This window comes from Bradyrhizobium sp. MI1.10 (assembly GCF_055811035.1).
In genome coordinates this window covers 53,936-71,803 of sequence record NZ_JBVVPN010000034.1, presented here as the reverse complement: position 1 = coordinate 71,803, position 17,868 = coordinate 53,936, and the positions used below count along the sequence as shown (strand labels likewise).

The following is a 17,868-nucleotide window of genomic DNA, read 5'->3' as shown; positions in this document are numbered from 1 at the left end:
CCCAAAATCCCCTTCCCGCGGTAACCCCCCGCGCGGGGGGGTTACCCCGACCCCGGCGGGTGGGGGGTCTACCGAATCGGCTGCGTTTAAGTGTTGGGCCGGGGCGCGCGGGGCGATGACAGCGAAACTGGACAAGATGCCCCGCTACAAGCTCATCATCGAATATGACGGCGCGCCGTTCTTCGGCTGGCAGGTGCAGGAGACGCTGCCCTCGGTGCAAGGCGCGCTGGAGGCTGCCGTGAAGGCGATGACCGGCGCGGATGCGCGCGTGCACGGCGCCGGGCGCACCGATGCCGGCGTGCATGCGCGCGGCCAGGTCGCGCATGTCGATATCGACAAGCAGTTTCCGCAGGGCCGTTTTCGCGACGGCTTGAATGCGCATTTGCGCCCGCATCCCATCGCCGTGCTCGAAGCCGATATCGTGCCGGAGACTTTCGAAGCGCGCTTCTCGGCCATCAAGCGCCACTATCGCTACCGCATCGTCAACACCCGCGCCAATCTCGCGCTCGATGCCGGCCATGCCTGGCGCGTGCCGCGCCGGCTCGACGCCGATGCGATGCATGCGGCGGCACAACGCCTGCTCGGCAAGCACGATTTCACCACCTTCCGCGACACCGAGTGTCAGGCCAGGTCGCCGGAGAAGACGCTCGATCAGCTCGACGTGCTGCGCGACGGGCGCGAGATCACGATTCTCACCTCGGCGCGCTCGTTCCTGCACAGCCAGGTGCGCTCGATGGTGGGGTCGCTGATGTGGGTCGGCGAAGGCCGCTGGACCGCCGAAGATCTCTCCGTAGCGCTCGCTGCACGCAACCGCGCCGCCTGCGGCATCGTCGCCCCGCCGGACGGGCTGTATCTGATGCAGGTGGATTATTAGAGCGCGAGGCTGGAAACTCTCGCCGCGCTCACCACTGTCATTCCCCGCGAAGGCGGGGAATCCAGTACGCCGCGACCTCTCGGATCAATGACTGCTGTCTCGGATTACTGGATCGCCCGGTGAAGCCGGGCGATGACAGCGGAGGGTTTGGCGGCAATGGGGGCTACGCAAAATACCTCGCCAAAATCCCGCGATACACCTTCGTCAGCTGCTCCAGGTCCCTGACCGGCACGCGCTCGTCGACCTGGTGCATGGTCTGGCCGACCAGGCCGAACTCGATCACCGGGCAATAGCTCGAGATGAAGCGCGCATCCGAGGTGCCGCCTGAGGTCGACAGCTCCGGCTTGCGGCCCGTGACTTCCTCGATCGCGGACACCGCGAGATCGGTGAAAGGGCCGGGCTTGGTCACGAACACGTTCGAGTTCGAGGGCTCCCAGACGATGCGGGCGCGGATGCGGTTGCCGCAGGCTTTTGTCAGCCGCGTCTCGACCAGCTCGCGCAGGCTCGCCTGGGTGTGGTTGTCGTTGTAGCGGATGTTGAATTTTGCGCGGGCTTGGCCCGGGATGACGTTGTTGGCGGTGTTGCCGACGTCGACCGAGGTGAATTCGAGATTGGAGGCCTGGAACTGCGCGCTGCCATGGTCGAGCGGCTCGTCGGAGATGGCCACGATCAGCCGCGAGATATCAGGCACCGGATTGGCAGCGCGGTGCGGATAGGCGACATGGCCCTGCACGCCGTCGACATACAGCGTGCCGGATTGCGAGCCGCGGCGGCCGACTTTGATGGTGTCGCCGAGCGCCTCGACGTTGGAGGGCTCGCCGAGCACGCAATGATCGAATTTCTCGCCGCGCTCCGCCGCCCACTTCAGCAGCTTGATGGTGCCGTTGATGGAGACGTCTTCCTCGTCGCCAGTGATCAGGAACGAGATCGAACCTTTGCCGTCGCTGCGTGGCTTGCCGTCGTTCGCGGCAAGATGCTCCAGCACCGCGGCGACCGAGCAGGCGATGCCGCCCTTCATGTCGACCGCGCCGCGGCCGTGCAGAAAGCCGTCCTTCACCTCGCCGGAGAATGCGCCGACGCTCCAGGCGCTCTCGTCGCCAGGCGGCACCACGTCGGTGTGGCCGGCAAAGGTGATGTGCGGCCCGTCAGTGCCGATCCGCGCATAGAGATTGTCGACGTCGGCGGTACCGGGCTCGCTGAAGGTCACGCGGTGGCATGTGAAGCCGGCTGCGGTGAGGACTTGTTCGAGCACACCCAGCGCACCGGCATCGGCCGGAGTTACCGAGGGACAGCGGATGAGATCGCGGGCAATCGAGAGAGCATCGGTCATGCGCGCCCCAATCAATCCCGCAGCAGCTCGTTGATGCTGGTCTTGGAGCGCGTGCGCTCGTCGACGCGCTTGACGATGACGGCGCAGGCGGTGCTCGGGCCGATCTGGCCGTTCTTCATGGGCTTGCCGGGCAGCGCGCCGGGGACGACGACCGAATATTCCGGTACTTCGCCGATAAAGATCTCGCCGGTCTCGCGGTCGACGATCTTGGTCGATGCACCCAGGAACACGCCCATCGACAGCACCGCGCCCTTGCGCACGATCACGCCTTCGGCGACCTCGGAGCGCGCGCCGATGAAGCAATCGTCCTCGATGATCACAGGCTCGGCCTGCAGCGGCTCGAGCACGCCGCCGATGCCGACGCCGCCGGAGATGTGCACGCGCTTGCCGATCTGCGCGCAGGAGCCGACGGTCGACCAGGTGTCGATCATGGTGGATTCATCGACATAGGCGCCGAGATTGACGAAAGAGGGCATCAGCACGACGTTGCGGGCGATGAAGGCCGAGCGGCGCACGATGGCGCCGGGGACGGCGCGGAAGCCGGCGTCGCGAAAGCGGTTCTCGCCCCAGCCGTCGAACTTCGAGGGCACCTTGTCCCACCAGGTCGCCTTGCCGGGGCCGCCGGGAATGGCGCCCATGTCGTTGAGGCGGAACGAGAGCAGCACCGCCTTCTTCAGCCATTGATTGACCTTCCACTTGCCGTCGGTGCCGCGCTCGGCAACGCGGGCCTCGCCCTTGTCCAGAATCTCCAGCGCGTGATCCACGGCCTCGCGGACCTCGCCCCTGGTCGAGGTCGAGACGCCGTCGCGCGCCTCGAAGGCGCCGTTGATGGTGGATTCGAGGGCGGACAGGGACATCAGGATTTCCTCTCGGGAAGGCAGGATTTGCGGTGATTTGGAGCGCTTTTTCGGGATTTGGGGGGACGGAGTCAAGGCAAACTCAGTGTCGTCCTCCATCGTCGTCCTGGACAAGCGAACAACGTGAGCGCCGATCCAGGACCCATTACCCCTGGGAGGTGTTTGGCGAAGACTGGTAGTTATCAGCTCGCGCCAAATTCCACCCTGGGATAATGGGTCCTGGCTTTCGCCAGGACGACAGCGGTTATTTGGGAGACAGCCTGCCCAAAAAACCCGCGAGATCATCCGTGACATGGTCGACATGGGCGGCATCACGGCCCGCCAATTCCCAGTCCTCGCGCACGACCTCTTTCGTCCCATCCGGTATCACCAGCACGGTGGTCATGCCGAGTTCGTGCGGGACGGTGAGGTTGCGGGCGAGGTCTTCGAACATCGCGGCGCGGGTCGGATCGACCGAATGGTCGGCGAGAAACTTGCGGTAGGTCTGCGGCGCCGGCTTCGGCTCGAAGTCGGCGGCGATGATGTCGAACACGCCGTCGAAATGCGTGGCAAAGCCGAGCCGCGCCAGCACCGCATCGACATGATCGACCGAACCGTTGGTCAGGATCAGCTTTCGTCCCGGCAGTTTTGCGATGGCCTCGCCCAGCGCCGGGTTCGGCTCTAGCGGAGAGTGGTCGATCTTGTGGACATAGGCGAGATAGTCGTCGGCGCGGACGCCATGCAGGGTCATCATGCCGCGCATGGTGGTGCCGAAGCGCTGGTAATAATCCTTCTGGATCTTGCGCGCTTCCACCGCTGTCAGATCGAGCCAATTGCAAACGAACTCGGTGATCCGCGCATCGACCTGTTGCCACAGATTGACGTGGTGCGGATAGAGCGTGTTGTCGAGGTCGAACACCCAGGTGTCGATATGGCCGAAGGCACGGGGGGATTTCATTTTCACTCTCTATCCGTTGACCGCGGCGGCGCCCCACCCTCAATCGTCGTCCTGGCGAAAGCCAGGACCCATACTCCGTGACCGATCATTGGGGCACGCTAGTCGTCGTTCTTCGCCAAACGCGATCCTGGGGTCATGGGTCCTGGCTTTCGCCAGGACGACAGCGGAGTGCATGGCACCGGTACGATCACAAAAGCAATCACGGCATCGCAAACCGCAGCGTCTTGCCGCCGCTCGACATGTCCACCGCGCCAAAACCCGTCGCCGCGAAGCCGCGCGCGCCGCAGTCGGTCTGCTCGTTGGTCTCGAACTTGGTCTCGCGCGTGCAAAGCTGCTTGTCGCCGCCCCAGTTCAGCGGCTTGTCCTTTAGCTTGACGATTCGGTTGTCGGCGTCGATGGCTTCCGCGAAGCTGAAGATCTGCTTCGGCTGGCCGCTCACATCGGGGTGCAGGCAGGTCTTGGGGTCGATGCGATACCAGCCGCGGCTGGTCACCGCCTTGCCGTCGTCGGTGGCAACCGCCGCCATCACCTTGTGCGTGGTGTCGTTGCACCAGGTGAGGCCGGTCGCAGACGGCGTCTGCACGGCATCGACCATGGTCTTGAAGAAGTTCGGCGACGACAGGATGTCGGACGACAATCCGCGGCTCTTCAGGAAAGCGGCCAGCGCGCCTTGCGTCTTCGGCCCGTCGACGCCGTCGATTGGCGCGGCGTCGTAGCCTGCGATCACCAAAAGCCGCTGGATGCCGGCGAGGCGAGCCTGCTCGTCGTCATATTCGGAGTCCTCGGCGAGATAGGCGACGAAATTGCCGTCCGCGCCTTGCGTCGGCGTGATCTGGGTGAAGGCGGCCTGGGTCTGGCCACTGCGGCACTGCCGCGCGGCCGCGATGACGAAATTGTCCTGCGCGACGCACAGCGTGTCGCTGCCGTTCTGCGGGATCGGGGAGGCGCCGTAGACGCCAAGCGCGCGGGCGTTGAGCAGGATGCGGTCGGCGGAGAGCGTGCCTTGCACGACCACGCGGCAGGTGGCGGGGTCGATCCTGAACCAGCCACGCGTCGCGGTCGCCGCCTTGTCGTCGATGCCGATCGCGGCCTCGACGACATAGGACATGCGGTTGCAGATTTTCAGGTCGGCGAACGCCGGTGCGGAGGAGAACACGAACGAGATGGCTGCGGCAGGGAGCGTCATCAAGAAACGGCTCAAGGTCGAGCGGCGATGCCGCCGAGTCCTCAACTCGTCATGCCCGGGCTTGTCCCGGGCATCCACGTTCTTGGCGCGGGACGAAAGGTCGTGGATGGCCGGGACATCTTCGCGAAGACGCGCTTCGCGCTGTTGCCTGGCCATGACGGCTTTCATGCGTGGCGCCTCTCGCATCACTTGTGGATCAGCGTGCCCGTGCCGGTGTTGGTGAAGAGCTCGAGCAGCACCGCGTGCTGCATCTTGCCGTCGATGATGACGACACCCTCCACGCCCTGTTCGAGCGCATAGATGCAGGTCTCGACCTTGGGGATCATGCCGCCGGAAATGGTGCCGTCGGCGATCAGCTTTCGTGCGTCCTTCACCGAGAGCTGCGGGATCAGCTTCTTGGATTTGTCGAGCACGCCCGGCACGTCGGTGAGCAGCAGCAGCCGCTTCGCTTTCAGCGCGCCGGCCACAGCGCCGGCGAAAGTGTCGGCGTTGACGTTCAGCGTCTGGCCCTCTTTCGAGGTCGCGAGCGGTGCCAGCACCGGGATCAGCTCGTAGCCGATCAGCTGGTTGAGCAGCGTGAGATCGACTTTCTCGGGATCGCCGACGAAGCCGAGATCGACCGCCTTCTCGATGTGCGAGTCCGGATCCATGATGGTGCGCGTCGTCTTGGACGCCTTCACCATATTGGCGTCCTTGCCTGATAGCCCCACGGCCTTGCCGCCGGCCTCGTTGATGTAGCCGACGATCTGCTTGTTGACGGAGCCGGCGAGCACCATCTCGACGATCTCGATGGTCGCGGCATCGGTGATGCGCAGGCCGGCTGCGAATTCCGAGACGATGCCGAGGCGCTTCAGCATGGTCGCGATCTGCGGGCCGCCGCCATGCACCACCACCGGATTGATCGCGGTCTGCTCGAGCAGCACGATGTCGCGGGCGAAATTCTTCGCGGTCTCCTCGTCGCCCATGGCATGGCCGCCATACTTGATGACGATGGTTTCCTCGTCATACTGCTGCATGTGCGGCAGCGCTTCGGACAGGATGCGGGCCTGGTCGAGCGGGGAGATTTCGGTCATGAGGCGGATCTCGCTGGCGGGATACTCGGGCCGCGTTCTATCCGATTGGCGGGCGGGGCGCAAAGTGGTCTTCGTCCCCCACACGCAGCCGCGTAGCCCGGATGGAGCGCAGCGTAATCCGGGAATCTACCCGCGCAAGCTCTCCCGGATTGCGCGGAGCCTGTCATCGGGCGGCGCTTCGCGCCGACCCGTTGGCTCCATCCGGGCTACGGACTGCGCTTCACCACCACCGCGGCGAGCGTCACCGCCAGCCAGCTCAAGATCATCACCGATCCACCGGTCGGCGCTGCATAGGGAAACAGCGAATGGCCGGCATATTGCCGCAACGTGAGGTCGCCCGCGAACAGCGCGGCGCCGGCTGCGAAGCCGGACGCGGCGATGATGCCAATTCCGTCGTGCAGAAGGCCGCGCCCGAGCAGGGCGACGGCCGCGAGTATGGCGGTTGCATGAAACAGCAGCATGGCACTTGCGGCGGCGAGCCGGCTCGCATCGCCGCCATGCGCGGAAGCCGCGGCCAGCGCGACGCCGGCGGCGCCCATCACGCCGGCAAGCCCGATCAGCAGGCGGAATGCCGTCATTACGAGGTTCGCTCTTCCAGCAACTTTGCGATCGCTGCGCGCAGCTCGGCCATGCCGGTCGCGCTCCGCGACGAGGTCGCGAGCACGTTGGGGAACGCCGCCGGACGCTTGGCGAGCGCGGCCTCGGTCTCGATGATGCGCGATTGGAGCTCGGTGGCCTTGATCTGGTCGGCCTTGGTCAGCACGATCTGGTAGCTGACCGCGGAGCGATCGAGTGTCTTCAGGACTTCGAGATCGACGTCCTTGAGGCCGTGCCGCGCGTCCACCAGCACGTAGACACGCGCGAGGCTGGCGCGTCCGAGCAGGAATTTGTGGATCAGCTCGGTCCAGGACGCGACCTGGCTCTTCGGCGCTTTGGCGTAGCCATAGCCGGGCATGTCGACGAGGCGCAGTTCACTTTTCCCGGGGACCTCGAAGAAGATCAGCTCCTGGGTGCGGCCCGGGGTATGCGAGGTGCGCGCGAGCGCGTTGCGCCCGGTCAGCGCGTTGATCAGGCTGGACTTGCCGACATTGGAGCGGCCGGCAAAGGCGATCTCCAGCCCCACCATCGGCGGCAGCGTTTCAGTCGAGGGCGAGGCCCAGATGAACTGCCAGTCGCGCGTGAACAGCTTCCGCCCGACCTCGATCAGCTTCGCATCCTTGTCGTCATTCATGCGAAGGCTTTCTGTTTGTCCGCGTCATTGCGAGCGAAGCGAAGCAATCCAGAAATGCGTCCGCGGAGGGGCTCTGGATTGCTTCGTCGCTCGCTCCTCGCAATGACGACCGCTACGTCGCCTTCTTCGCGAACGTCGCCTTGAGATTATCGAATAACTCCACCTTCACGCCGTTGCGGCGCATGATGAAGCTCTGCTGCAGCACCGAGAGCGTGTTGTTCCAGGCCCAGTAGATCACGAGGCCTGCCGGGAAGCCCGCCAGCATGAAGGTGAAGATCAGCGGCATCCAGTTGAAGATCATCTGCTGCGTCGGATCCGGCGGCGTCGGATTCAGCTTCATCTGGAACCACATCGTGATGCCCATGATGATCGGCCAGATGCCGAGCGCGAGGTAGTGGCCGAACACCGGGATAGTGGTCGGATCGAACGGGATCAACCCGAACAGAGTGAACAGGTTGGTCGGGTCCGGCGCGGAAAGATCCTTGATCCAGCCGAAGAACGGCGCGTGCCGCATCTCGATGGTGACGAACAGCACCTTGTACAGCGAGAAGAACACCGGGATCTGGATCACCACGGGAAGACAGCCGGCGACCGGATTGATCTTCTCCTTGCGGTAGATCTCCATCATCTCCTGCTGCTGCTTCACCTTGTCGTCAGGGTAGCGCTCCTTCAGCGCCTGAAGCTGCGGTTGGACCGACTTCATCTTCGCCATCGAGGCGTAGGACTTGTTCGCCAGCGGGAAGAACAGGAGCTTCACGATCACGGTCACGAGCAGGATCGAGATGCCGAAATTGCCGAAGAAGCGGTAGAAGAAGTCGAGGCCGAGGAACATCGGCTTGGTGATGAAGTAGAACCAGCCCCAGTCGATCAACAGATCGAAATGGTTGAGGCCGAGTTCCTTGTTGTAGCCGCCATGGCCGGCGAGCGGGAAGTTGATGCCGACGACGCTGGCTTCCTTGGCGCCGGCGAACAGCCGCGCGTTCGCGGTCGCGGAGCCGCCGATCGCGACAGTGACGGGATCGAGCAAATAATCGGTCTGGTAGGTGTGGACGTTGCCGCTCGGGTTCGACGAGAAGCGCGCCTGAATTTGCGCACTGGTGTCCGGCAGCAGCGCCGAGGCCCAGTACTTGTCGGTCATGCCGAGCCAGCCATTGGTGGCCTTGAAGTTCACCGTCCGGGCTTCGTCGATTTTCTTGTAGGCGTATTCCTGCAAGCCATCGAGATAGCCGATCAGGCCTTCATGCAGGATGTAGTAGCCGGAGACCTGCGGCGTGCCGTGGCGCGAGATCAGCGCGAACGGATAGAGCGTGACCGGCGCGTTGCCGACATTGCTCACCTCGTCCTTGACGGTGAAGAGGTAGTGGTCGTCGACCGCGATGGTGCGGCGGAAGCTGAGGCCTTCGCCATTGTCCCATTTCAGCACCACCGGCGTGGTTGGCGTCAGGCTGCCGCTGCCGTCCTGCTTCCAGACGGTCTGCGCGTCCGGCAGTTTCGCCGTCACGCCCGTCGCCGGCACCCAGCCGAACTCGGCGTAATAGGGCTCCGCGGTACCCGAGGGCGAATACAGAATGATCGGCGGTGACTTCGGGTCGACCGTTTCGCGGAATTGCACCAGCGCGACATCGTCGATGCGGCCGCCCTTGAGCGAGATGCTGCCGGCGATCCGCGGCGTCTCGATCTTCACGCGCGGGCTCGCTGCAATCGCGCTGTCACGGCTTTGGACCGGCTGGGCTTGCTGGTTCGCGCTCGGCGTCGACGGCTGGGCCGTGCTGCCGGCCTGCGGCGTGGCGCCCGGCGTCGCGGAAGCCGTTGGCTGCGGCGTGGTCTTCTGCAGCTCGGCCTGTGCCTGTTGCTGCGCGCGCTGCTTCTCCATCGCCGGCATGTTGTAGAAATATTGCCAGGCGATCAGCACGAAGCCCGACAGAATGACGGCGAGGATGGTATTGCGGTTGTCGGTCATCATTCTCTCGTCATCAATCCGGTTTGCGGCTGGTCGCAGGAGCGGGGCCGGGCTTTAAGCCGTCGGTTGTTGGGCTGCTTTTTGAGCCGCGTCCCTTGTGCGTATGCCGCGCGGGCTTCGCGAACGCTATGCGCAGATCGTCGAGCATGGTGGCGAAGTCGCGCGAGAGCGCGTCCCTTCGGCCGACCAGCACATAATCATGATGGGGCTGCATCGACATCGGGTCGAGCCGCTTCACCAGTTCGCGAAGCCGGCGCCGGATGCGATTGCGCTGGGGGGCGTTGCCGTTCTTTTTGGTGACGGTGAAGCCGATCCGGATCGGGCCGCTATCGTCTCGGCCAAGGTTTTGGCGGTCAAGGCTTCGGCGGTCAAGGCTTTGCAGGACGAACGCGGGACTATTCACCCGCGCGCCATTGGCAACGGCGAGGAAATCCGCTCGCTGCCTCAGCCGATCCATGATGAAATCCCAAAAAAGGGGGTCCGGCTCAGGCGCTCAGACGCTTGCGGCCGCGGGCGCGGCGGGCGGCGAGCACCTTTCGGCCGCCGGCCGTGGCGAGACGGGCACGGAAGCCGTGACGGCGCTTGCGCACCAGTTTGCTGGGTTGATAAGTCCGCTTCACGGGTTTTTCTCCGCTGACCGGGCAATTTGCCTGTAGAATTGATGATAAAGTCCGGAAGATGCTGCCCAAAACGGGCCTTTTTCGGCCCCAAGAGAGCCGCTCCCGGCGGTCACACCGGGTCATCGCGGACAATTGGCCGGCTTATATGCGAGCGCCTTCTTTTCGTCAACGCCGCACAAGAGCTCAATTCGGGCGAATATCGCTGTCCGTGCGGGGTTTTTAACCCTTGAGGTAGCGACTCGCCAGATCTGCGCTTACATCCGACCTTGGCAGATTGACGATCTGTAATTTGACCGCGCTGGGGGCGGGCCGCATCTTGATACGCGCCAAAACCCTTCACCCGGCGATATCTTTCATCCGGTAAAGGCAGCGAGGGCGAATTTCGTGGCAGCGACAGACCTCCAGCCGATCCAGGATGGGGATCAGCGGGACCCGCCGGCGGCGCTGCCGCGCGGGACGCGCGGGCTTGGGCTGTCCGGCAAGCTGCTGCTGCTCACCGTTCCCCTGGTGATGATCGCGGCCATCCTGCTCTACGTGCCGGCCATCGCCAACTTCTGGGTCAACCGGCTCAACGACCGCGTCGCCGCGGCCAACACGGCGGCGCTGGTGCTCGATGCGGCGCCGCTCGGCATGGTCCCCGATTCGCTCTCGCGCGAGATCCTGAAGAGCATCAATGCGCGCGCCGTCGCCATCAAGATGGGCCAGCAGCGCCGTCTGCTCGCCAGCGACAATCTGCCCGCGGCCATCGAGCACGACATCGACCTGCGCGACATGACGGCGTGGGAGGCGATCACCGGCTCGTTCCGGATGATGCTGGAGACCGGCAACCAGGCCATCCGGATCGTCGGGCCCGGCGTCGGCAACGCCCAGTTCATGGAGATTGTCACCGACGAGCTGCCGCTGCGGCAGTCAATGTACCGCTTCTCCCGCAACGTCGTGGTGGTCGCGCTGATCATCGCGGTGCTGACCGCCGGCCTCGTCTATCTCGCCATGCATTATCTCTTCGTGCGCCCGATGCGGCGGCTGACTGCGAGCCTGGTCGGCTTCCACGAAAATCCCGAGAGTTCGGCGGGGATCATCGTGCCGAGCCAGCGCAGCGACGAGATCGGCGTTGCCGAGCGCGAATTGTCGGACATGCAGCGCGACCTGATGTCGATGCTGCACCAGAAGAGCCGGCTCGCCGCCCTCGGCCTCGCCGTCTCCAAGATCAATCACGATTTGCGCAATCTGCTGGCCTCGGCGCAGCTCCTGTCGGACCAGCTCGCCAGCGTGCCGGATCCGCGGGTGCAGCGCTTTGCGCCAAAACTCGTGCGCTCGCTCGAGCGCGCCATCGCCTTCTGCCAGTCGACCTTGTCTTACGGCCGCGCTCAGGAAGCCGCGCCCGACCGGCGCATGATCATGATCGAGCCTGTGGTGCTGGAGGTGCGCGAGACCGCCGGCCTTGCCTCCGACGCCTCGATCGCCTGGGTCGCCGCGATTGAGCGCGGGCTCGCGGTCGACGCCGATCCCGACCAGCTGTTTCGCGTGCTGCTCAACCTCGTCCGCAACGCCGCCCAGGCGCTGGAAAGCCATGCGTCCGCCGAGGGCGGCGCGCAGCAGATCCGGATCACGGGAAAACGCGAGGGCGCGGTCGCCATCATCGAGGTCTCCGACACCGGCCCTGGCGTGCCGCAGAAGACCCGCGATCACCTGTTCGAGGCGTTCCAGACCTCCGGCCGCCCCGGCGGCAGCGGCCTCGGCCTTGCCATCGCCGCCGAGCTGGTCCGCGCCCATGGCGGCGACATCCATCTGGTCGAAGGCACCATCGGCGCCACCTTCCGGATCGTCATCCCCGACCGCCCCGTGGAACTGCTCTCCGTCCGCAACGAGCGGGCGCGGGCGTAGGTCGGCCGGCGGCCGAGTGCGGAAACCGTCATGTCCCTGCAAAATCTCCCCAATCCGGACCTTGCCAATTGGGGCAAGAGCGGTTAGTCAGAGCGCTCTTTCGCACCCCTCCGGCGTCGCCGGGGGCTGCCTGCGGGCCACGCCCGCACTGTCAGCGAAAAACGCGCCCGTAGCTCAGCTGGATAGAGCATCAGACTACGAATCTGAGGGTCGGACGTTCGAATCGTTCCGGGCGCGCCATTTCGGTACCGACTGTCGCCTGGTCACGCGGATCGAAGCCCCCTTCAGCGGCCCAGCGCAGCGGTCATTGCCCGGTTCGTTCACTCCCTCCGCTCACTGAGACCCAACTCTGTCCATAGCCACGCGAAATTGTAGCTGGCCATCGGATTATCTGGATCGGCGTGCTTCGCCGTCCGGTTCTCCATGAGCTTGAGCCACTCGACGACCTTCATCCGTCCGCCCTCCGTCTTCACCGCGGTCCGCGGCGTTTGCCCGTCGAGCGCGGGAACCGGTTGATCGAGCACGTCACGGTAATGCCGGTCCATGTAGTCATGGACGATGGCACGCTGCTCGTCCTCAGGGATATCGAGCTGATTTGGCATGGCAGACTCTCGCGACACCATGACCTGCTCGATCGATTCCGTCTTGACCGAGGGGTGGCGCAGGCGTCCGCCGAGCGCGTCGGACAGCAGTGCGCATCCGCGGCTGCAGCGCTGTTCGGAGTTGGTATTGAGCACCAACGTCTTGCTCTCCAGCCGTATATCGCCCAGCACGAGCCTGTCCTCGTCGGACCATGTTTCGAAGGTCAGCTGTTTCCGCGATGATCCGTCGTGCCCTGGTGCGGCGGCGGGCTTGGCTGCGCTTCTGTTTTCGCCAACCCAGCTCCATGACTTCGAGCTCGTGGCGCGAAACTCCGGACGTGCTTCCAACGCCGCTCGGATGTCACGCCCCGTGGTGCGGGCGGCGAGCGGGAAGCGCGCCTCGCACAGCATCACCTCGTCCCCTTCCGCGTTCCGCAAATCGGGAATTCTCGGTGACTGAATTCGGTCGATGGCGTCGACAAGCCAGAACGTGGTGAACATGGGCGTGATTGCGCGGAGCCTGTCGGTGGGAGAAAGATCCGAGAATCGGTCCTCGTCGAACTCGTATCCGTTCGCTTCCGCCAATTCTCGCTCTTCCTCGCTGCTCAGCGACTCCAGCTTCCGAACGGCCGCGACCAAAAGTTCCGATGTCTCGTGGTCGAATACCAGCAAGCCGCCACCGATCTGCGACCGCGAACCGACATGAACCACGCGCGCGGCAATGCGGTCCCATGGCTTGAGGCTTCGGGTCGCGCTCCGCTCGCTGACCAGGACCGGTTCGGCGTCGCGAAGCAGGTCGCGCGCCAGGAACGAAGTGTCGGGGACGATGTCGCTGACCTCATAGAGGCTCATCGTCGATTTCCGCAGCGCGGCCATGTAATTGCGAATCGATGCGGATTCTTTCCAGCCGCGGCGCTTGAGATAGTCATCCGTCGCGTTCTCGCCGTCGAATTCACGGGTCAGGAAGTCCTCGAAAGCGCAGGCCCACACGGTGCTCATGAACAGGTCTTCGCCGATGGTCGAAGCGATCTGCTCGATCTCGATGCCGGTTTCCTCGCAGGTGGGGACAAGGTGACCTTCAAGGACCCAGTCGAACCGATCGGCCCATCGATCGCGCGTAGACCACCTTATCAACCCTTCGAGCACGTGCTTGCTGGCCATGTCCCTGCTCGCATCCCGGAATTCCCGGTCGCCGCGTAAGCGCGGCCATGCCGGAGTTTAGCAGGCCCGCGCGACCTGTTCGATCCGGAACTGGATTTTTCGAAACGACGATCAACGAATTTCTTTGGCACCCGAACTGGCCCTGCGACGCCAGGGCCGCGTGCGCGCCGACGATGCCTGCTCGCACCGCTCACCGAAGCCGCTGCAATTGATTGCACCGGTTCCAAGCCTACGCGAACAAGGCCCGCTTTAGCGCCGCCCAACTTCCTGCGCCGTCGGATCCGAACCGAGCCCCTTGCTCGTCAGCAAAAGGTTGAACTGATCGGCGAAAAAAAGCTGCCCGTTCGGAGCCGTGATCGAAACCACAAAACCATTCACCGCGTGCTTGCGGGCCAGGATCACCGCAACGATCGCGCTGTCACGGAAATCCACGGTGCGGCAGTCGTCTTTAATAGCTTCGATGATAAATGTCATTTGGCCCATGACTACAATTGGCACGCGCCAATTGCGCGCCCGGCAACTCAACCTCGTATCGGTGAAAATGATGTTGCCGACAAGCCAGCTATTGACCCGATGGAACCGCGACCATACCCATATTGGGGGAAACAGCAGACCGGTCCTGCCTCACGCGGTGCGCCAGGGAGACATATAACTGGCTTGCAACCGACTTGTGGACGTCGGACCGGACATCCGTAGAAGCGGGCACTGGCCATGGTTGGTACGGCGAAAGACGAGGACATCGCGGCGGATTTGATCCGAACCGTCTCCCGCCACTCGTTGGCCTACATGCTGTGCGCAGCCAGCGAAATGTTCCGCCACTACGATTTCGATCCGCTGGACTTGATGATCATTCATGCGGTCTTGAACGCGAACGTTCTCAAGATCATGAAGAACCCCGAACTGGACCGGCAATTTGGCAGCATCCAGGCGGTTGAGCCGGACAAGATCAAGCAGGGCGTTTCCCGTGCCGCCCTGTCCCGCTTTTTCGGTCTGCCGATCGAAACCGTCCGGCGGCGCGCCGATCGCTTGAAGAAGCAAGGCATTTTCCGCGAGACCGACCATGGACTGATCGTGACCGAAGCCAATCAGTTCAAGTTCGGCAATAATCACGAGCTGCAGAGAACCAACATGCTCCTGGTGCGGAAATTCCTCCGTGACCTGACGGAAGCGGGCGTCGAGCTTCCCGGCGGGATTTGATGGACCATTGCCTTGGAGTCTCCGAACCGGGACCGCACCGCGCGCAGGCGGCGTGCGCCATTCATCATCCGGCTTTCACGCGCTCTTCGGCCGAAAGGCGACGATGGATCCGGTTGGCTCGTCTTCGCGCATTGCCGCCTCGATGGCCTTCGCCAACGCAGCCTGGTCGAATGGTTTTGACAATCGCGGCAGGCTGGATCGTTCGTCGCTGGGAATCTCTGCGTATCCCGTGCTCAGGAGGATGACCGTCCCGGGGCGCTCCGCGGCGACAGCGCTGGCCAGCTGCAGTCCAGTCATCCCAGGCATGGCATAGTCGGTCACGACCAGGTCGACGGTACGGGTGCGGCGGAGCAAAGCCAGTGCCTCGTCGCCCGAGCGCGCCTCGACCACGATGTGCCCAAGATCGTCCAACATCGCTGCCGTGTTCTCGAGCACCAGGAGGTCGTCGTCGACGACAAGTACGGAAAGCTGTCGGCTGGCCCGCGGTACGGGCGCCGGAGCTTCCGCGCGCGGGTCAGGCACCGCGGTCTCCCCGGCCATCGGCAGCCAAATTTCGGCTGTCGTGCCCTCCCCGGGAAGGCTCCTCAAAGCGAGCTTGCCGCCGGACTGCTCGGCAAGTCCGTGGACCATTGACAGGCCGAGCCCGGTGCCTTTGCCGACGCCTTTGGTCGTAAAGAACGGCTCCTGGGCGTGCCTGAGGGTCTCGTCATCCATGCCGCAGCCGGTGTCGCTCACCGAGAGCGCAACATAGTCGCTCGTCCGAAGGCCGCCACCGCCCCGCTCTTCGCGAGCGGCAATGGTAATCAGGCCGCCGCCCGGCATCGCATCACGTGCGTTGACCGCCAGGTTGAGGACAGCCAGTTCGAGCTGGTTCGCGTCGACCCTCACCTTCGGCAGGTCCATCGGAAACAGCGTCTCGACACGAATTCCGGCCTCGAATTTCAGCAATGAGGCCATGCCGTGCACCAATTCGTGGATATCGACGACCGCCGGCCTGAGATCCTGTTTACGCGCAAAAGCGAGCATACGCTGGGTCAGGGACGCGCCCCGCTGCGCGCCTAGCGTCGCGTTGTCCACCAGGCGCTGGACCTTCGCATCGCCCGGCGGCAGGCGCCTCTTCAGAAGTTCGAGGCTGCCGAGAACGGCTGCGAGCAGGTTGTTGAAGTCGTGGGCCACGCCGCCGGTAAGCTGGCCGATGGTTTCCATCTTCTGCGACATCATCAGTGCTTCGCGCGCCCGATCCAGCGCATCCTGTGCCCGTCGCCTTTCGCTGACGTCGCGCACGATCTTCGCAAAGCCGGCGATTGCGCCGCTCTCGTTCCGTACCGCAACGATCGTTGCTTCCGCCCAGAAGCGGCTGCCGTCCTTGCGGACACGCCAGCCTTCGATTGCAGACTTCCCCTCCCGCTCGGCTTCAACAAGGGCGCGCGCCGGGGCCCCGGCCGCGCAATCCTCCTCGGTGTGAAAGATCGTGTAGCTCGTCCCCACGATGTCATCGCCATAGCCCATCAGCCGGTGCGCGCCGAGATTCCAGTTGCCCACGCGCCCGTCCGGATCGAGCATGAAGATCGCGTGGTCGACGATACCTTCGACAAGGAGCCGAAAGCGTTCTTCGCTGCGCCTCAGGGTGTCGGCCTCGCGTTGAGCGCGCTCCGCGGAAGCCCTGTCATAGACGGCAGCCGCGATTCCGATGCTCAGGATCACAATGGTGATGCCGGCGAGCAGGAACGCGAGCGGCGCCTGACCGACGCCGAGATGTCCTGCCTGCCGGGCCATGATGTTCGTCGGCAGGAACATGGCGCCTTCCATCGCGGCGTAGTGCATGCCGGAGACCGCAAGGCCCATCACCAGTCCCGCGAACAGCCGCTGGACCGCGTTGGTGTTGCGAAAGGCGAGCCAGAGCGCCACGACGGAGGCGCTGATCGCGATCAGGATCGAGAGCACAACCCATCGGGGATCGTACTCCATGAGGGCCGCCATTCGCATCGCGGCCATGCCGGTATAGTGCATGCCGGAGATACCAAGTCCCATCGCGAAGCCGGATGCGAGGAGCGCCCGTGGCCGTCGTCCGACGACGGCAAAGGCCGCAGCGGCGACGACGATCGGAATGACAAGCGAGAGGAGAGTCAGGAATGGGTCGTACGAGATCTCGATTCCAGGCAGGCTGAAGGCCAGCATACCGACGAAATGCATGGACCAGATGCCGCCGCCCATTGCGATCGCGGCGGCTACCAGCCAGGATCGGCGGGCCCTTCCCGAAGCAGCTCGCATTCGGGTCGCCAGGTCCAACGCCGTATAGGAGGCGAGTGCCGCGATCAGAATCGATAACGCAACCAGAACGGGATCGTGAAAAGCCGCATGATGATGCATTTCGGCCGACGCTAGCCGAACTTACGTTCGCGTTCGCGTTCCCGCAAATTGTCCTCCCCCGACGACGCCGAGTCATCCTCGGCACCAAGATCGTTTCCGCCTGACAGGACGGCGCCGATGACCGGCCGCGGCATCCGTACCTCGCCAGACGAGAATCAGTTGAGAATAGTACCGACGACGAGCCTGCACCGCAAAGGTGGCAGCAAGTCGGCCGGTTCCCGCAAAAGATGCATGACGAGCGGCCGCCCGCCATACGCGAGGGCAACGTCACGCGCTGCTACGCCGGCAAGGGCGTGGCGCGCTACCAATGGTAAGATCCAGGCAGGCTCGGCCGGCGGTGTGAGGTGCAGCACGCGAGATCACCTGTAATCTGCTTCACACGCAAACGCGCCCAATGACGCTAGATGGAACAGGCCGTGCCTCCGCGCGGCCTGTTCGGAGCTGGCGATGATGGCTGCACTGGCAAAGGCGATATCCCGCGCGACGAGAACCGACGTTGATGTCGAAACTCTGAAAGTCCTCGTGATCTTTTCGGGCGCGGGCTTGCTGCTCTCTCTCGTGGCCGCAATGATCTACGGACAGGCTGTCAGCGCCGCCTTGTTTTGAG

The 17,868-nt window shown here is 64.1% G+C and carries 17 protein-coding genes and 1 tRNA gene; 5 read left to right on the top strand and 13 right to left on the bottom strand.

Annotation, left to right across the window (positions count from 1 at the left end):
• The first annotated feature begins 136 nt into the window (after positions 1–136).
• Positions 137–874: a tRNA pseudouridine(38-40) synthase TruA gene (gene truA / locus AC0L3K_RS29475; protein WP_354200373.1), complete on the top strand. Its 738-nt coding sequence runs from the start codon at positions 137–139 to the stop codon at positions 872–874.
• Positions 875–1,037: 163 nt separating this feature from the next.
• Here truA and dapE read toward each other — a convergent pair whose 3' ends face one another.
• The 10 genes from dapE to rpmH all read right to left on the bottom strand — a co-directional run bounded on the left by dapE (position 1,038) and on the right by rpmH (position 10,068).
• Positions 1,038–2,204 (bottom strand): succinyl-diaminopimelate desuccinylase, encoded by a 1,167-nt coding sequence (gene dapE, locus AC0L3K_RS29470; RefSeq protein WP_354200011.1) that lies wholly within the window; start codon positions 2,202–2,204, stop codon positions 1,038–1,040.
• Between the two features lie 11 nt (positions 2,205–2,215).
• Positions 2,216–3,061 carry a 2,3,4,5-tetrahydropyridine-2,6-dicarboxylate N-succinyltransferase gene (dapD, locus tag AC0L3K_RS29465; protein WP_354200010.1) on the bottom strand — a complete coding sequence of 282 codons (846 nt, stop codon included), beginning with the start codon at positions 3,059–3,061 and terminating at the stop codon, positions 2,216–2,218.
• Between the two features lie 244 nt (positions 3,062–3,305).
• Positions 3,306–3,998 carry a pyrimidine 5'-nucleotidase gene (locus AC0L3K_RS29460; protein ID WP_354126956.1) on the bottom strand — a complete coding sequence of 231 codons (693 nt, stop codon included), beginning with the start codon at positions 3,996–3,998 and terminating at the stop codon, positions 3,306–3,308.
• A gap of 199 nt (positions 3,999–4,197) precedes the next feature.
• Positions 4,198–5,184: a DUF1036 domain-containing protein gene (locus AC0L3K_RS29455; protein WP_354127106.1), complete on the bottom strand. Its 987-nt coding sequence runs from the start codon at positions 5,182–5,184 to the stop codon at positions 4,198–4,200.
• Between the two features lie 185 nt (positions 5,185–5,369).
• Positions 5,370–6,257 (bottom strand): acetylglutamate kinase, encoded by an 888-nt coding sequence (gene argB / locus AC0L3K_RS29450; protein WP_007597683.1) that lies wholly within the window; start codon positions 6,255–6,257, stop codon positions 5,370–5,372.
• Between the two features lie 206 nt (positions 6,258–6,463).
• Positions 6,464–6,835: a DUF423 domain-containing protein gene (locus AC0L3K_RS29445; protein WP_007597682.1), complete on the bottom strand. Its 372-nt coding sequence runs from the start codon at positions 6,833–6,835 to the stop codon at positions 6,464–6,466.
• Positions 6,835–7,488, bottom strand: a complete 654-nt coding sequence (gene yihA / locus AC0L3K_RS29440) for a ribosome biogenesis GTP-binding protein YihA/YsxC (RefSeq protein ID WP_354200009.1) — start codon at positions 7,486–7,488, stop codon at positions 6,835–6,837. The genes AC0L3K_RS29445 and yihA overlap by 1 nt, the downstream gene beginning before the upstream one ends.
• A gap of 112 nt (positions 7,489–7,600) precedes the next feature.
• The gene (yidC, locus tag AC0L3K_RS29435; protein WP_354162527.1) at positions 7,601–9,448 is read right to left on the bottom strand and encodes a membrane protein insertase YidC; all 1,848 of its coding nucleotides are present in this window, start codon (positions 9,446–9,448) and stop codon (positions 7,601–7,603) included.
• Positions 9,449–9,461: 13 nt separating this feature from the next.
• On the bottom strand, positions 9,462–9,905 hold the full coding sequence (rnpA, locus tag AC0L3K_RS29430) for a ribonuclease P protein component (protein ID WP_354200008.1): 444 nt from the start codon (positions 9,903–9,905) through the stop codon (positions 9,462–9,464).
• A 28-nt stretch (positions 9,906–9,933) separates the two neighbouring features.
• Complete coding sequence (rpmH, locus tag AC0L3K_RS29425) at positions 9,934–10,068, bottom strand: 50S ribosomal protein L34 (protein WP_008542748.1); 135 nt, start codon at positions 10,066–10,068, stop codon at positions 9,934–9,936.
• A 384-nt stretch (positions 10,069–10,452) separates the two neighbouring features.
• Between rpmH and AC0L3K_RS29420 the strand changes: the two genes are divergently transcribed.
• Both AC0L3K_RS29420 and AC0L3K_RS29415 read left to right on the top strand, forming a co-directional pair.
• Positions 10,453–11,952, top strand: coding sequence for an ATP-binding protein (locus AC0L3K_RS29420; protein WP_219682512.1), 1,500 nt, complete (start codon positions 10,453–10,455; stop codon positions 11,950–11,952).
• Positions 11,953–12,115: 163 nt separating this feature from the next.
• Positions 12,116–12,192: transfer RNA gene (locus AC0L3K_RS29415), tRNA-Arg, on the top strand.
• 80 nt (positions 12,193–12,272) lie between these two features.
• On the opposite strand, the gene AC0L3K_RS29410 is transcribed toward AC0L3K_RS29415, so the two are convergent.
• Both AC0L3K_RS29410 and AC0L3K_RS29405 read right to left on the bottom strand, forming a co-directional pair.
• Complete coding sequence (locus AC0L3K_RS29410; protein ID WP_473367348.1) at positions 12,273–13,694, bottom strand: DUF7986 domain-containing protein; 1,422 nt, start codon at positions 13,692–13,694, stop codon at positions 12,273–12,275.
• 249 nt (positions 13,695–13,943) lie between these two features.
• Positions 13,944–14,168 (bottom strand): hypothetical protein, encoded by a 225-nt coding sequence (locus tag AC0L3K_RS29405; RefSeq protein ID WP_245285951.1) that lies wholly within the window; start codon positions 14,166–14,168, stop codon positions 13,944–13,946.
• Positions 14,169–14,480: 312 nt separating this feature from the next.
• On the opposite strand from AC0L3K_RS29405, the gene AC0L3K_RS29400 reads away from it, so the two are divergent.
• Positions 14,481–14,891 carry a hypothetical protein gene (locus tag AC0L3K_RS29400; RefSeq protein ID WP_473367351.1) on the top strand — a complete coding sequence of 137 codons (411 nt, stop codon included), beginning with the start codon at positions 14,481–14,483 and terminating at the stop codon, positions 14,889–14,891.
• Positions 14,892–14,966: 75 nt separating this feature from the next.
• On the opposite strand, the gene AC0L3K_RS29395 is transcribed toward AC0L3K_RS29400, so the two are convergent.
• Positions 14,967–17,261 carry an MHYT domain-containing protein gene (locus AC0L3K_RS29395; protein ID WP_473367347.1) on the bottom strand — a complete coding sequence of 765 codons (2,295 nt, stop codon included), beginning with the start codon at positions 17,259–17,261 and terminating at the stop codon, positions 14,967–14,969.
• 447 nt (positions 17,262–17,708) lie between these two features.
• On the opposite strand from AC0L3K_RS29395, the gene AC0L3K_RS29390 reads away from it, so the two are divergent.
• Positions 17,709–17,867, top strand: coding sequence for a hypothetical protein (locus AC0L3K_RS29390; protein WP_354126950.1), 159 nt, complete (start codon positions 17,709–17,711; stop codon positions 17,865–17,867).
• Position 17,868: the final 1 nt, after the last annotated feature.

Bases quoted from the DNA above. Each gene is read 5' to 3' on its own strand.
- AC0L3K_RS29460 (WP_354126956.1), bottom strand. From the start codon at position 3,998: ATGAAATCCCCCCGTGCCTTCGGCCATATCGACACCTGGGTGTTCGAC.
- dapE (WP_354200011.1), bottom strand. From the start codon at position 2,204: ATGACCGATGCTCTCTCGATTGCCCGCGATCTCATCCGCTGTCCCTCG.
- truA (WP_354200373.1), top strand. From the start codon at position 137: ATGCCCCGCTACAAGCTCATCATCGAATATGACGGCGCGCCGTTCTTC.
- AC0L3K_RS29410 (WP_473367348.1), bottom strand. From the start codon at position 13,694: ATGGCCAGCAAGCACGTGCTCGAAGGGTTGATAAGGTGGTCTACGCGC.
- AC0L3K_RS29455 (WP_354127106.1), bottom strand. From the start codon at position 5,184: ATGACGCTCCCTGCCGCAGCCATCTCGTTCGTGTTCTCCTCCGCACCG.
- AC0L3K_RS29390 (WP_354126950.1), top strand. From the start codon at position 17,709: ATGATGGCTGCACTGGCAAAGGCGATATCCCGCGCGACGAGAACCGAC.
- rnpA (WP_354200008.1), bottom strand. From the start codon at position 9,905: ATGGATCGGCTGAGGCAGCGAGCGGATTTCCTCGCCGTTGCCAATGGC.
- argB (WP_007597683.1), bottom strand. From the start codon at position 6,257: ATGACCGAAATCTCCCCGCTCGACCAGGCCCGCATCCTGTCCGAAGCG.
- yidC (WP_354162527.1), bottom strand. From the start codon at position 9,448: ATGACCGACAACCGCAATACCATCCTCGCCGTCATTCTGTCGGGCTTC.
- AC0L3K_RS29445 (WP_007597682.1), bottom strand. From the start codon at position 6,835: ATGACGGCATTCCGCCTGCTGATCGGGCTTGCCGGCGTGATGGGCGCC.
- yihA (WP_354200009.1), bottom strand. From the start codon at position 7,488: ATGAATGACGACAAGGATGCGAAGCTGATCGAGGTCGGGCGGAAGCTG.
- AC0L3K_RS29395 (WP_473367347.1), bottom strand. From the start codon at position 17,261: ATGCATCATCATGCGGCTTTTCACGATCCCGTTCTGGTTGCGTTATCG.
- AC0L3K_RS29405 (WP_245285951.1), bottom strand. From the start codon at position 14,168: ATGACATTTATCATCGAAGCTATTAAAGACGACTGCCGCACCGTGGAT.
- AC0L3K_RS29400 (WP_473367351.1), top strand. From the start codon at position 14,481: ATGCTGTGCGCAGCCAGCGAAATGTTCCGCCACTACGATTTCGATCCG.
- dapD (WP_354200010.1), bottom strand. From the start codon at position 3,061: ATGTCCCTGTCCGCCCTCGAATCCACCATCAACGGCGCCTTCGAGGCG.